Annotated in this window: 13 protein-coding genes; 7 read left to right on the plus strand and 6 right to left on the minus strand. The window is 69.9% G+C overall.

Going from position 1 to position 13,918, the window contains the following annotated elements:
• Complete coding sequence (locus KVS71_RS05585) at positions 1-846, minus strand: transposase (RefSeq protein ID WP_217584075.1); 846 nt, start codon at positions 844-846, stop codon at positions 1-3.
• 44 nt (positions 847-890) lie between these two features.
• On the minus strand, positions 891-2,216 hold the full coding sequence (locus KVS71_RS05590) for a VCBS repeat domain-containing M23 family metallopeptidase (RefSeq protein WP_060921555.1): 1,326 nt from the start codon (positions 2,214-2,216) through the stop codon (positions 891-893).
• Positions 2,217-2,380: 164 nt separating this feature from the next.
• Here KVS71_RS05590 and KVS71_RS05595 point away from each other — a divergent pair, with 164 nt between their 5' ends.
• The 3 genes from KVS71_RS05595 (at position 2,381) to KVS71_RS05605 (ending at position 4,846) form a co-directional block, all read left to right on the plus strand.
• Positions 2,381-2,686, plus strand: coding sequence for a hypothetical protein (locus KVS71_RS05595; RefSeq protein WP_217584076.1), 306 nt, complete (start codon positions 2,381-2,383; stop codon positions 2,684-2,686).
• Positions 2,687-2,771: 85 nt separating this feature from the next.
• Positions 2,772-3,245: a hypothetical protein gene (locus KVS71_RS05600; protein WP_082749978.1), complete on the plus strand. Its 474-nt coding sequence runs from the start codon at positions 2,772-2,774 to the stop codon at positions 3,243-3,245.
• Positions 3,246-3,442: 197 nt separating this feature from the next.
• Positions 3,443-4,846 (plus strand): cell division initiation protein, encoded by a 1,404-nt coding sequence (locus tag KVS71_RS05605; protein ID WP_105949228.1) that lies wholly within the window; start codon positions 3,443-3,445, stop codon positions 4,844-4,846.
• Positions 4,847-4,912: 66 nt separating this feature from the next.
• Here the strand turns inward: KVS71_RS05605 and KVS71_RS05610 are convergent, their stop codons facing one another.
• From KVS71_RS05610 to KVS71_RS05620, 3 genes are all read right to left on the minus strand, one after another.
• Positions 4,913-6,112, minus strand: coding sequence for an acyl-CoA desaturase (locus tag KVS71_RS05610; RefSeq protein ID WP_217584077.1), 1,200 nt, complete (start codon positions 6,110-6,112; stop codon positions 4,913-4,915).
• A 19-nt stretch (positions 6,113-6,131) separates the two neighbouring features.
• On the minus strand, positions 6,132-6,410 hold the full coding sequence (locus tag KVS71_RS05615) for a hypothetical protein (RefSeq protein WP_126893555.1): 279 nt from the start codon (positions 6,408-6,410) through the stop codon (positions 6,132-6,134).
• A 191-nt stretch (positions 6,411-6,601) separates the two neighbouring features.
• Positions 6,602-7,552, minus strand: a complete 951-nt coding sequence (locus KVS71_RS05620) for an intradiol ring-cleavage dioxygenase (RefSeq protein WP_217584078.1) — start codon at positions 7,550-7,552, stop codon at positions 6,602-6,604.
• A gap of 367 nt (positions 7,553-7,919) precedes the next feature.
• On the opposite strand from KVS71_RS05620, the gene KVS71_RS05625 reads away from it, so the two are divergent.
• The gene (locus KVS71_RS05625) at positions 7,920-8,534 is read left to right on the plus strand and encodes a TetR/AcrR family transcriptional regulator (protein ID WP_105949225.1); all 615 of its coding nucleotides are present in this window, start codon (positions 7,920-7,922) and stop codon (positions 8,532-8,534) included.
• Positions 8,535-8,543: 9 nt separating this feature from the next.
• On the opposite strand, the gene KVS71_RS05630 is transcribed toward KVS71_RS05625, so the two are convergent.
• Entirely contained in the window at positions 8,544-9,734 is a 1,191-nt protein-coding gene (locus tag KVS71_RS05630; RefSeq protein ID WP_368874556.1) for a low temperature requirement protein A, read from the minus strand.
• A gap of 313 nt (positions 9,735-10,047) precedes the next feature.
• On the opposite strand from KVS71_RS05630, the gene KVS71_RS05635 reads away from it, so the two are divergent.
• The 3 genes from KVS71_RS05635 to KVS71_RS05645 are packed head-to-tail and all read left to right on the plus strand — an operon-like array spanning position 10,048 to position 13,905.
• Complete coding sequence (locus KVS71_RS05635; RefSeq protein WP_060921563.1) at positions 10,048-11,574, plus strand: sugar transferase; 1,527 nt, start codon at positions 10,048-10,050, stop codon at positions 11,572-11,574.
• Positions 11,575-11,578: 4 nt separating this feature from the next.
• A complete protein-coding gene (locus KVS71_RS05640) occupies positions 11,579-12,772 on the plus strand; it encodes a DUF1972 domain-containing protein (protein WP_217584079.1) in 1,194 nt (397 codons plus the stop codon).
• Entirely contained in the window at positions 12,769-13,905 is a 1,137-nt protein-coding gene (locus KVS71_RS05645) for a glycosyltransferase (protein WP_217584080.1), read from the plus strand. The genes KVS71_RS05640 and KVS71_RS05645 overlap by 4 nt, the downstream gene beginning before the upstream one ends.
• The last annotated feature ends 13 nt before the right edge of the window (positions 13,906-13,918 follow it).

Here is a 13,918-nt window from a genome sequence, read left to right on the forward strand (position 1 = left end):
TCAGAGATCGGCGAGAGCCGCGCGCGCCGCTTGCACGGCCTCGGCGGCGGCATCCTTCTTCTCCACGGCCGCGGTGCGCCGCTCCTCCGCGGCGGGACGGTCGCGCTCGACGCGGTCGGCTTCCTGATGCAGCTTCTCGATCTGCGCCTCCAGCTCGGCGATGCCGTCGGCCAGCTCCTCCGCGCGATCGCTCAGCGCCTGCATCACCTCGTCCTCCTTCGCGAGGGCCCGCTCCGCCGCCGCAAGGTCCTTCTCCGCAACCGCCAGCTGACGCTCGGCATCCCGGCGTTTCCGACGCTCCTGCAGTTCGTCCGGAGGACGCGGGGGTTGGGGCTGCAGTGCGGGGAGCGTTCCGGCCACCGCGTCGCGGATGTCGTCCGCCGTGCCCGAAGGCTCCAATGCCCGCACGAGACGCCCCGAGGCCACGGCGGCCGCCGCGTCCGGGTCGAAGAATGCCGCGGAGATCGTCTGCTCGACCGCATCCCGCGTCGCCGCCGTCACTCGTTCGCCGCGGGAGCCCGCAAGGTCCGCGGCGGTCTCGGCGAGCCGCCGGGTCAGCGCGCGCCGCTCCCGGCCGAGCTTCGCCAACGCCGCGGCGTCCAGATCCGCCTGCGCCTCGCGCAGCTCCGCCGCCAGCGCCAGGGCCTCCCCGAGCTGCGCGGCACGCTCCTGCGCGAAGACGTTGACGACCCAGGCAGCCACTGCCGGCTTGCGCAGCGCCTTCACCTCCGCGGCGAGCGCGCGATCGTCGAGGTCCTTCGCCCGTGCGTTCCGGGCGGTCGTGAACTCCTCGGGCGGCCCTGCGTACAGCGCCGCCGCGATGTCATCGAGGGTCGGAGCGGCCATGCGCCCACGATACGCGTCGGCCGGTGCCCGCTACGCGACCCGCGCTATTCGATCGCGAGGTAGTCCGCCGCATCCGAGGCCATGAGGATCTTGGTGCCGAACCCTCCCGCGCCGTTGCCGGGATAGAGGTAGAGCTGTCCTGCCGCCGTGCGGGCGACCAGGTCCGCACGACCGTCCCCGTTGTAGTCCGCGCCGCCGGTGACCTCGGTGAACTCCTGCCAGCCGGTCCCGGCCTGACGCCAGGTGCGCAGGCCGGACGCGCCGGTGTAGAGCCTCAGCACGCCATCACCGGCGACCCCGATGAGGTCACCCCGTCCGTCGCCGTCGAAGTCTCCGGCGACGAGGTAGTGGAAACCCTCCCAGCCGTTGCCCACGGTGACGTTCGGAGTGCGGAAGCCGCCGGCCCCGTTGCCGGGGAAGATCACGAGAGTCCCGGCCGGGGACACTCCGATGACGTCCTGCCGTCCGTCCCCGGTGAAGTCCGCACCGGAAGTGACGTGACGCATCCCGTACCAGCCGGCTCCCGGGGTGGTCGCTGCACGGAAGCCGCCGGCGCCGTTCCCGGCGTAGTACTCCAGGGCGCCGTCGGAGCGCGCCACGAGGATGTCCGCGTTGCCGTCTCCGTTGAAGTCCGAGTGCGTGATGTGCCGTCGTGAGTTCCCCCACCCGCCTCCGAACAGGGTGGTCGGTCCGGCGAGGCCGCTGCGGCCGTCCCCCGCTCGCAGTCTGAGATCCCCGTTGCCCGCGACGACGAGAAGATCGGCCTTACCGTTACCGGTGAAGTCGGCGGTGTCGATGCCCGCCGAGTCGCTCGCCCCGAGACCGGGGAAGAACAGCGGGATCGTCCCTCCCCGCGTGACGTTCGACAGGCAGGTGAATCCGTCGTTGATCTGGGAGTAGACCTTGCCGTTCAGCCACACCTCGAAATGCAGGTGGTACGCGGCGGAGTTGCCGGTGTTCCCGACGACGCCGATCTGCTGCCCGCGCAGAACCTTCGTCCCCGGTGCGTACCAGCCGGATGCCGCCATGTGGGCGTATCGGGTGACATAGCCGCCCGGGTGCTGCACATCGACGTAGTTGCCGTAGCCGCCGTTCGACGTGCGGCTCTTGATCACGCCGTCATACGCCGCCAGGATCGGCGTCCCGCCGTTCCGCGAGATGTCGATGCCGTCGTGCGCACGATAGTTGCCGAGGCAGCCGTCGCCGACCTTGGACTGGATGTTGCCCGAAGCCGGATAGACCATGTAGCCGTCGGACGCCGCGCTCGCGGAACCGGTCGTGGTGAGGGCCGGCGTCAGCGATCCCAGCACGATCGCGAGCACGGCGACGATCCCGATGCGACCAAGACGCAAGCGGGACGTGCGCTTCATCTCGAAGTTCTCTCTTGCTCGGCGGCCCCAGGGGACGTGGTGTCCTCCGCGGTCACCGTACCAAGGCCAGGCGCTCCGCCCCGCGAACGCCACCCCCTTCGCCTCGTTCCGCGGGGTCTCACGTCGGTGATCGTGAGACCCCGCGGGGGTGTACCGTCAGCACCATGGGAAGACTCCGGTACGACGGGCACTCGGATCCGATCCTCATCGAGGACGAGACGCTCGCGCATCTGAAGATCGTCATCGCCACCAAGCTGCGTCGTCAGGAGAGCTTCATGATGACCTGGCAGCCTCCCCAGGGCGGCATCGACCGGCGAGCGAGCGTCTGGATCCATCCCGCGATCCCCCTGCAGTTCGGCTTCGACGAGGCGGAGCCGCCGGCCGTGGACCCGCAACGCATCCAGGAGATCATGCAGGCACTCAACGCCACCGGCGACCTTCAGCTGGACCATCTCACCGGCCCGCGCTGACGCGCACCGACGTTCAGCACGGAAGGTCGCTGCCCTGGACACCGCTCTGATCCTCGTCCTCTTCCTGGTCATCCTCAGCCTCATCGTGGGAGCCGCCTTCCTGCGCGGCTGGGTGCGGCGCAGCGCATCGTCGGCCGGCGAGCGCGCGGGAGCCCGGTACACCGCCGCGCGGATGGAGGAGATCTTCGCCGACCTCGGAGCCACTCTCCTCGTCCACGCCTCCCCGACGGCCACGGCGGAGCTGCTGCGCGTGATCGTCGAGGAGCGAGGCAGGAGCTTCTCGCTGCTCCCGGACGGCGCGCTGGGCGTCCGCTTCGTCGAACCGGACGACACCGTCGCGCGATTGGTTCCCGGCAGCGCGGGGACTCTCGTGCGCGTCGAGACCTTCCGCGAGTACCTCGGCTTCCCGCAGACCGCACCCCTCTGGCGGGAGCTGCGCGCCCTGGTGTCCGCCGAGGCCGCGACCCGCGGGATCGAGGTGGCCGACGGGCCCGTCTCCCTGTTCGAGCGCGGGCCGGAGCTCGACGACCGCAACGCGCGCTGGTTCCGCCGGGTCTGATCGTCGCTCGCAGGGCCTGGAATTAGGGGTCACGATTCCCAGGTGACGCAATTAGGCTAGACGCGCGCCGCGCCCCGCAGGGACGGATGACGACCCGGTCGTGGCGCATGCCGGGGGCCTCCTCCCCCGAGCTTGCGATCCCGTCCACGAAACGAAGTCCGCTTCGTGTCGCGGACACGCCAGAAAGGCTTGAACCCATGAGCGATTCCTCGGGCACACCCCGCGACGACGAGCGGTCGCCGGACTTCTTCGATCAGCTGATCGAGACGGCTCCCCGCGACACGTCGTCCACGTCCACGTCGGCGTTCACCATCGGATTCCGCGGCTACGACAAGGGCGAGGTCGACGCCGCGCTCGCATCGATGCGCGCCCAGCTCCAGCAGGCCGCCGATGAGGTCGCCGAGGCGAAGGCCCGCGAGGCCGAATCGGTCGAAGCTCTCAAAGCCGAGGAGCGCGAGGCACGCGAGGCCCTGGAAGCCGAGCTCGCCGCCGCGAACGCCAAGGCCGCGGATGCCGAGCAGCAGGTGGCGACGCTCACCTCCGAGCTCGTCGACATGCCGCAGGCCGATGGGGAGGAAGCGCCCTCCCGCCAGCAGTTCGAGGCGATCCTGCGGGTGGCCGAGGAGCAGGCGAACGTCCTCATCCAGAACGCCGCCGTGCAGGCCGACCGCCTGATGACCTCGGCCCGCGAAGAGGTCGCCGCGCAGCGCGCCGAGGCCGAGGCGGATGCCGAGCGCATCATCTCCCAGGCTCAGCGCGACGCCGATCAGGTGCGGCTGAAGATGGAGACCGAGTACACGGCCCACGAGGCGCGCATCGAGCGCGAGGCCGCCCACGCCGCGGAGAAGGTCAGCCAGGCGTCCCAGGAGGCCACGGCGATCCGCACCGAGGCCGAGAAGGGCGCCGCCGCACTGCGCTCCCTCGTCACGCGTGAGACCACCCAGCTGCGGGCGGACGCCGAGCGCGAGGTGCGTGAGATGAACGCCCGCGTGCTGGAGTTCGAGGAGACCCTCACCCGTCGTCAGGACGACGCGCAGCAGGAGTTCCTCGTGCTGCACAATCAGGCGGTCGCACACGCCGAGCGCATCACGACCGACGCGAACGAGCAGGTCACCGCCTCACTGGAGCACGCCCAGCGCATCTCCGCGAAGGCCGACGGCTACGAGAAGCTCATGCGCTCGCAGGCACAGGCGATCGAGGCCGACGCGCAGGTCCGTGCCAGGGACATCCTCGAGCGCGCCCGCGTGAAGTCTCAGAAGATCGTCGACGCGGTGACCGGCCACACCTCCACCGTCCTCCGCGACGCCGAGGATCGTGCCCGTCAGCTGCGGTGGCAGCAGCAGCAGCTCACCAGCTTCATGGCCGAGGTGCGCGAGCTCATCCGCCCCGACGGCATCTTCAGCGACGACAACCTCCCCACGGAGATCGCGCTGACGGAGGCCACGATCGACGAGGATGACGACGAGAACGAGGACGACGTCGTCGAGGCGTCCGTCGAGAGCTTCCGAGGCGACGAGGTCCTCGACGACGAGCTCGACGACGACCGTCCGCTGGAGAAGATCACGATCGACGTCATCGAGTCGGACGACTCGAAGCGCTGATCCGGCGCGGACACGACGAAGGGGCGAGCAGCTGTCTGCTCGCCCCTTCGTCGTATCGGTGCGGCTTCAGGCGCGGCGGAGCTGTGCGGCCGCCGGGCAGTCGAACGGGTCGCGCGCCGCCAGGCCGACCCGGTTGAGGTAGGCGATGACGATCGCGTACGACTGTCCGAGGCTTGTCTCGGTGTATGGGATGCTGTTCGCGGCGCAGTAGTCGCGCACGATGCCGCGCGCCTTCGACAGGTGCAGCCGCGACATGTTCGGGAACAGGTGGTGCTCCACCTGGTGGTTGAGGCCGCCCATCAGCCCGGTCACCCACCATCCGCCGCGGATGTTGCGCGACGTGCGCACCTGCTTCGAGAAGAAGTCGAGCTTCGCGTCGGGAGCGATGACCGGCATTCCCTTGTGGTTGGGGGCGAAGGATGCGCCCATGTAGACGCCGAAGACCGCGAGCTGCACACCCAGGAACGCGAAGGCCATGCCGACGGGAAGCAGGAGGAACAGCGGCACGAGGATGACGGCGAACCGGAGGACGATGAGACCGAGTTCGATCCAGCGCCCCTTCACGTTCTTCCTCGTCATCAGGTGCTTCAGGCCGAGGTAGTGCAGGTTGAGCCCCTCGAGCGTCAGGAGGGGGAAGAAGAGCCACCCCTGCTTGCGCGTGATGAGCCGGACGATGCCACGCGACTGCGCCGCATCCTCCTCCAGGAAGGAGATGGTATCGACCTGGATGTCGGGGTCCTTGCCGACCTGGTTCGGGTTGCCGTGGTGCCGGGTGTGCTTGGAGTCCCACCAGTGATAGCTCATGCCGATGATGCCGGCGAGCACGCGGGCCAGGCGGAAGTTCGCCGGCCCCGTGGAGAGGATCTGACGGTGCGCCGCCTCATGGGCGAGGAAGGCGACCTGCGTGAAGACGATCCCGAGGGCGGCGGCGATGAGGAGCTGGAACCAGCTGTCACCGAGGAGGAGGAAGCCCGCGACGCAGGCGGCGAAGGCGACGACGAGGGCCGCGCCGATCAGTGTGTAGAACACAGGAGTGCGCTGCAGGAGCCCGGTCTCCTTCACGACCTGCTGCACATCGCGGTAGGCCCGGGTGAGCGGGGGGAACTCGGCGTTCCCGGCGTAGGTCTGACGAACCGGCCCGAGGGTGGCGGTGACGGTCGGGGAGGATGTGCGGGAGATGATGCTCTCCTGTCGATCGGGAGCCCTTGAGCTGAAGAAGCCAAGGGCGGTTGCCGATCGCTGTGGCCACACTAACCGCGCTCGCATACGCGAGGCGGCATACGACTCAGGCCCGTGCTCGACGCGGCCGCCGACCGCGCGTCCGAGGGAGGGCCGGCGATGCCGCCGGCCGGGCGGGCTGCTGCGCGGCGGCGAGCGCACGGAAGGCGTCGTCGAGCGACGGGAACGACCCGAGGTCGGTGCCGCGCTCGTCGCGCAGCCGGTGCGCGGATCCGTCGAACTCGACGAATCCGGCGAACTCACCGTTGCGGGTGGCGACGTGCACGTCGACGTCGGCCTGTTTCCAGGTGAGAGGGATGGAGGAAGGGACGGTGGTGGTACTCATGCTCATGCTCATGCTGTGGGGCGGGCGCGCTCGCGCTCCGCACGTGAAGAGACCGAGGGCGGATTCCGCGCGCGTCGATGTGCGTGGTCCGTGGATGGCCCTGATCAGTGGCGACGAGGCGGCCGAGAGGGGGCGAAACGCACACGTTGCACAATCAGCTTAGCAGATCCACGAACCACGCGTCGAGAGCGTCAGCTGCCGGGCGGACGACCGCCGCCGCTTCCGGGCGCGGATCCGGCGCTCGGGGTGGTCGTCGTGTCGACGCCGACCACGAGGGTCGCGGTGTATCCGCCGGTGACGCTCCCCGTCGTCGTGGCGAGCTGCGACACCCCGCCGTCGTCGCCGAAGACGTTGTCGGAGGTCAGGGAGATTCGCGCCAGGTTGTCCGCCGATCCGGAGTACGCCGTCTCCGCATAGACCGCACTGCAGGCGTCCTCGGGCAGCGCGAGCTGGGACGTGGCGATCGCGTTCGACGCGTCGGTGATCGCGGTCGCATCCGGATACACCTCGAAGTGGATGTGCGGCCAGCGCCCGGAGTAGCACCCGGGGAAGACGGAGGTGAAGGACACCTTCCCGTCGTCGTCGGCGACCTGCACCCCGCGCAGATAGGAGACGTCCTCGAGCCCGGACGAGTACAGGGAGTACTCCCCCTGCGCGTTGCAGTGCCACGCGTAGACCGCCACGCCGGCGAACGGCACCCCGCCGTTCGCCAGGTCGAGGATCTGGAGCTCGAAGGAGAGCGGGACGCCGTCGGCCGTGGCCCCGCCGTCGATGGACGAACGGATGTCCTGGCGGATGATCCCGGCCTCGTCGAGGACGTCCGGGCCGTTCGAGCCGTCGCCCGGGTAGGGGCCGGCGGTCTCGTCGGGGATCTCCGAGACCGCATCCGACGCCGTGCCGGTGGCGCTGGGCGTGGGGGTGGCGGTCGTCGACGACGATCCTGTGGCGGCGGGCGCGCAGGCGGCGAGCACGACAGCGCCGAGGCCGAGCCCGCCACCGATGAGGAGCCCGCGGCGGCTCATCAGCGTCCGGAGATCGAAGGCCACGCCCTGGTCGACCACCTCCTCGTCCGCGCGATCCAGCAGTCGTCCTTCGTACATGGGGCCCTGCGGCGTGGGGGTCGGTTCGGGGATGCGGCTCATGATGTGCTCCTCTCGAGCGTGTGCGGCGTTGTGCCCATGCTCGCGGGGTGATCAATCAGGGAGCTATGCGTGACCGATGAGAACTCTTCGGGAGGAGGGCAGAGCGGAGGATGCGGGGACATCGCTCCGCTCTGCAGCGCTGGCGCTCGAAGAACTCGGCGGACAACGCAGGGCCGGGGCGATGGGGGAATCGCTCGGACGGCCACGAAGACGGCCGGCACGCAGGGGACATGCGCGGCCGTGACGCATCCAGTGCAGCACGCGACTTGGCACCTGTCAAGTTTTCCCCGGACACCTGTCCAGATCCGCCCACATGCCATAGCATTACCCGCACCGATCCCGACGGGGACGAGACCGGGGGCACAGCATGACGACGGCGACCAAGCGGGCCGAACGCGCAGGGGTGGACAAGTTCGCACTCCGCCGACGAGCACTGGCCGAGGCAGCCCTGGAGGCGATCGCTGAGCGCGGGTTCGCCCGGACGGGGCTTCGCGAGATCGCCCAGCACTCAGAGCTCTCCCACGGTTCCCTCCATTACTACTTCACCGACAAGAACGATCTCATCGCGGAGGCGGTGCGGATCTCGAAGGGCGGACTCGGCGACCGCTACCTCGCCGTTCTGCAGAACGCGGAGACCGCGGAGGACCTCGCGGCAGGGGCCGCGGCGGAGCTCGCCCGGAGCGTGGAGCAGGACTCCCGCCTGCACCGGCTCTGGTACGACCTCCGCAATCAGTCCTTGTTCGAGTCGGGCTTCGGCGACACCATCGCGGAGGTGGAGGCCGACCTCCAGGAGGCGATCTGGCGGGTGGTCGAACGCTACTCCGAGCTGCGAGGACGGCCCTGCCGCTTCACACCGCTCTTCGCGTATGCGCTCACGGACGGCATGATGCAGCATGCTCTCATCCGTCACCTCCGCGGCGACACCGAGGCGATCGCCCGCCTGCGCACCGAATGCCTGGACCTCTTCGCCGCGAGCGTCTGACCGAGGCGCTCAGGCATCCGTCGCCCCGGCACCGCGAGGGATCGGCGGCCGCATCACGAGCACGACCACGATCGCGACCATCACCGCTGCCGTCAGCGCCACCGGCACGGGCACGAACGGGTCGAGCAGGACGAGCAGCGCCCCCACCGGGATGACGGTGTTGACGACACTGTCGGCGTTGTCCCGGATGGCGACCCACCAGATGCCGATGAGGAACACCGCGATCGGCACGGACACCGTGAACGTGGCGGCCATCGGAGCGAGGTGGCTCTCCCCCGTCAGCACGTCCAGCTCCACCTCGATGCCGGCGGAGAAGGCGGCAGCCGCCGCGAACACGAAGTAGTGGGTGTAGCCGTAGCGCAGGGAACGGCCGAGGGTGGTGATGGACCGGTGGTGGGGCGGCCAGAAGTAGATCCACCACAGGGCCGCCGTCACGACGAATGCGAGGGCCGAGATCGCCAGGAGCGGCCCCAGGGCCTCGACCTCATCCACCGCGTCGATGATCGCGTTGGCAGAGGCGAGAAGGCTCTCACCGAGCACGATGAGGGTGAACAGACCGTAGCGCTCGGTGATGTGGTGCGGGTGCCACGGCGTCTGGTGGCGGCGCTCGGCGACCACCGGGACGGCGATCTCGATGAGGGCGAAGACGATGAAGGCCGCGAGCTGGACCGGCCCCGAGGGGACGAGTAGGAACAGGATCCACAGCACCTGCACGGCGGCGATGCCGCCGGCGTATCGCAGCGCGACGGAACGGAGCGGCCCCGCGGTCCGGGACGCGCGCAGCCACTGCGCGACCACGGCGACGCGCATCACGACGTAGCCGATCACCGGGAGTGTGAAGTCGCCCTCGTTGAAGGCCCCGGGGATCCCTGCGGCCAGGACGAGGACACCCGCCATCTGGACGAAGGTGGCGATCCGGTACGGCCAGTCGTCGGTGTCGAAGGACGTGGCGAACCAGGTGAAGTTCATCCACGCCCACCAGATCGCGAAGAAGAGCATCGCATACGAGGTGATCCCGTGGAGGAAGTCGCCGTGACTCAGGGCGTGATGCAGCTGCGCCGACGCGATGCTCACCGCTACCACGAAGACGAGATCGAAGAAGAGCTCCAGCGGACTCGCGGCGCGGTGCGGCTGACCGGGGTCGCGCGGCCGCATGGGCTGCAGACGGAAGCGAGGAGTCGAAGTCGGGTGCGCAGTCACCGCGACAGACTAGCTCCCGGCTCCCTCTCCCCGGGCGGTATGCCGGAACGGATCTCCCTCCGGCGCGGGATGCGCTTCCGTCCGGCGGCTGAATCCGCTACAGTGATGACCGTCTGCAGTGCCTGCTGCACGCCTCGTCGGTTTGGGACGACGAGGACACCTTCTCGATGTGGGATCGGGAAGCACCAGCAGGACCCGAGGGGTCGGGACGCAGACGTGTCCGTGAACGTGGGGTTCATGGTCTGGGGAAAACTGGGGAAACGATGGCGCACTGGGGTTATCTGCGTACATTCACGGCTCAAGGGGCCTCGGCATGACTTCCGTCGAGGATGCTCTGAGCATCGCTCGTACGGGTTTCACGCCGATCACGGCACCGCGAGCGACCGCGTCGGTGACGCCTGCGGCGAGCACGCCGCGTGTGTCGGCGACGCTCGAACGACGCCGCCAGTGGGAGCGTCGCTATCGGATGCGGCTGCGGATCACGGATGCGGCTGTCATCCTGATCGCGGTCGCACTGACGGCGACGGTCCAGCTGGTCTCCGGCGTCTCGGTGATCGAGGCCGTGCGCAACGCCGCATTGCTGGGTCTCGCCTGGTACCTGATGCTGTCGGCGCTCAACAGCCGAGCCGCCGCCATCTTCGGGTCCGGGGCCACGGAGTACCGTCGCGTCGCGCACGCGGCGGGACTCGCCTTCGGCATCACCGCCATCGCGGGCGTGCTCCTGGAGTGGGAAGGACTGCAGCCGCTGTTCTTCATCGCCCTCCCGGTCGGCATGCTCGGTCTCCTCTTCGCCCGCTGGACCTGGCGCCGCTGGCTGCAGCGGCAGCGCCTGTCCGGGCGGTTCGCGTCGAGGACACTGGTGGTCGGCGCCACCGAGGACGTCGAGTATGTGATCGACTCCCTGCAGAAGGGCGGGGAGAACGGCTATCACGTCGTGGGGACGACGCTGCTGGATCGCACTGCCGGCGCGCTCAGGATCGGGGAGAGCATCTACCCGGTCGTGGGCGATCTGGACACCGTCGCCGCGGCGGCGGCACAACTCGGGGCGGACACCATCATCGTGGCGAGCCGCCCCGAGGGGTCCCCCGACTTCGTCAAGCAGCTCAGCTGGCAGCTCGAGGGCACCGCCGCCGAGCTCGTCCTCTCCAGCCGCCTGACGGACGTCGCGGGCCCGCGCATCTCGCTGCGCCAGGTCGACGGCCTGCCGCTGATCCAGGTGAAGATCCCGACATACGAGGGCGGGGTCCACCTTCTCAAGCGCGCCCTCGATGTCGTCGTGGCCACCGTCGCGCTCATCCCGATCGCGCTGCTCACCCCCGTGCTCAGCGCACTCATCAAGCTCGACTCGCCCGGCCCGGTGTTCTTCTTCCAGGAGCGCGTGGGACGGGACGGCCGCCGGTTCAAGATGGTGAAGTTCCGCTCGATGCGCACCGACGCCGAGAAGCAGCTCGCGGCGCTCAAGGAGCAGAACGAGGGCGCCGGCCTGCTGTTCAAGATGAAGGACGACCCGCGCGTGACCCGCGTCGGGAAGGTGCTGCGCAAGCTGTCGCTGGACGAGCTCCCGCAGTTCTGGAACGTGCTCGTCGGCGACATGAGCGTCGTCGGCCCTCGTCCGCCGCTGCCCAGCGAGGTCACCGCCTACGACGGCACCGTGTTCCGCCGTCTCTACATCAAGCCCGGCATCACGGGCCTGTGGCAGGTCTCCGGACGCAGCGACCTCTCGTGGGACGAGAGCGTGCGGCTCGACCTGCGGTACGTGGAGAACTGGTCGGTCATGAACGATCTGCAGATCATGTGGCGCACCGCGAAGGTCATGGCGCAGCCGAGCGGGGCATACTGAGCGGATGAGCACTACGACACCCCTCACGATCGCGATGGTGGGGACCCGCGGCGTGCCTGCCGCGTACGGCGGGTTCGAGACGGCCATCGAGGAGGTCGGCCGCCGCCTGGCCGACCGCGGGCACGACGTCGTCGTGTACACCCGCGGTTCCGAGCACCGGGAGAAGGAGTACCTCGGCATGCGCGTGGTGCACCTCCCCGCCGTCCCCGTGAAGCAGGTCGAGACGCTCAGCCACACCGGGCTCTCGGCCCTGCACCTGCTCTTCCACCGCCGCCCCGACGCGACCTTCGTCTTCAACGCCGCGAACTCGCCGTTCCTGCCGCTGCTCCGGCTGCGCCGGGCGCCCGTCGCCCTGCACATGGACGGTCTCGAGTGGCGTCGCTCGAAGTGGGGGCCGCGCGGCAAGGCCTACTACCGGTGGGCCGAGCAGTTCGGTGTCCGCACCGCAGACGCGCTCATCGCCGATGCCCCCGGCATCTCCGACTACTACCGCCACCAGTTCGACGTGCCGACGGAGCTGATCCGCTATGGCGCGCCGATCCTCGACGAGCCGCCGACGCATCGTCTGGCCGAGATGGAACTCGCCCCCGGCGGCTACCACCTCGTCGTCGCGCGGTTCGAGCCGGAGAACCATGTGCTCGAGATCGTCCGCGGCTACCGGGCCAGCGCCGCGCGCCTCCCGCTCGTGGTCGTCGGGTCCGCGCCGTACGCGGCCGGGTACATCCAGGAGATCCGGAACGCCGCCGAGGGCGACGAGCGCATCCGCCTCGTCGGCGGCGTCTACGACCAGGAGCTCCTCGACGCGCTCTACGCTCACGCCGCCACCTACCTGCACGGTCACTCCGTCGGCGGCACCAACCCGTCGCTCCTCCGCGCCATGGGAGCGGGCACGGCCGTGATCGGCTACGAGGTGCCCTTCAACCGCGAGGTCCTCGACGGCAACGGGTGGTTCTTCGCCGATGCGGACGACGTCGCCGCGCATGTGACCGCCGCCGAGGGCGATGCGGCCACGCGCGATGCGCATGCCGCAGCAGTGCAGGAGATCGCCCGGACACGATTCCGGTGGGACGACGTGGCCGACGAATACGAAGACCTCGCTCGCCGCCTCGCCGAGGGCTCCAGCGTCCATTCCTCCGCCCGGCGCGCACGCCGACGGAGCGCGGACTGGGCCCCCATCCCCGCGGACGCCGCCCGATGACCGCGAAGGAGAACCGTAAGACCGTCCTCCTGGTGCATCCCGGCGCGGAGATGTTCGGGTCCGACCGCATGCTCCTCGAGAGCGCGACCGGTCTCGTCGAGGCGGGCGCCCGCGTCGTGGTCGCCCTGCCGAGCACGGGTCTCCTCGTCGCGCCGCTGCGAGAGGCCGGCGCGGAGGTCGTCATCCTGCCGATGCTCGTGCTGCGCAAGGTCCTGCTCACCCCGCGGGGACTGCCGCGCCTCTTCCGCGACACGTTCCGCGGTCTCGGCTCCGCGTGGCGGCTGATCGGACGCCTCCGCCCCGACGCGGTCTACGTGTCGACCATCATCATTCCGCAGTGGCCTCTCATCGCCCGGCTCCGAGGTACCCGCGCGGTCAGCCATGTGCATGAGGCCGAGGCCTCCGGCAACACGCTGGTGAACCGGCTCCTCTACGCGCCGCACCTCGCCTCCGCCCGGACCCTGGTGAACAGTCGGTTCAGCCTGGACACGATCCGGCGCGCGCTCCCCGCCCTCGCCGACCGGACCCGCGTGGTCGCCAACGGCGTCGCATCACCCGAGCACCCTGCTCCGCCGCGCTCCCGCCTCGATGGTCCCCTCCGTGTGCTCTACGTGGGCCGGCTCTCGCCGCGGAAGGGCCCCGACCTCGTCATCGACGCCGCCGCCGCGCTTCAAGCGGCGGGCCGTCCGGTCGAGGTCACGCTGCTCGGCGCGGTCTTCGAGGGGTACGAGTGGTTCGAGCGCGATCTGCGCGCGCGCGCCGACGAGACCGGCGTCCCTGTCACCTTCGCCGGTTTCCACCCCGACATCTGGCCCTTCCTCGCCGAGGCCGACGTCCTGGTCGTACCGTCCCGGGTGGACGAGCCGTTCGGCAACACGGCCGTCGAGGGCGTGCTCGGACTCCGCCCGGTCATCGCGAGCGACAGCAGCGGCCTGCGGGAGGCCGCGGGCGGATACGCCACTGCGCAACTGGTCGCTCCGGACGATGCCGACGCGATCGCGACCGCGCTCGAGGAGGTCCGCGAGCGCTGGGACGACCATGTGGCCGGCGTCACTGCGAGTCGGGACGAGGCCCTGCGTCGGCACGCTCCCGCGGTCTACCGCGCCGGCGTCACCGCAGGCGTCCTGGACTGACCCGCGAGGAGCG

The organism is Microbacterium sp. GbtcB4 (assembly GCF_019091465.1).
In the GTDB taxonomy this organism is placed as follows: Bacteria; Actinomycetota; Actinomycetes; order Actinomycetales; family Microbacteriaceae; genus Microbacterium; species Microbacterium paraoxydans.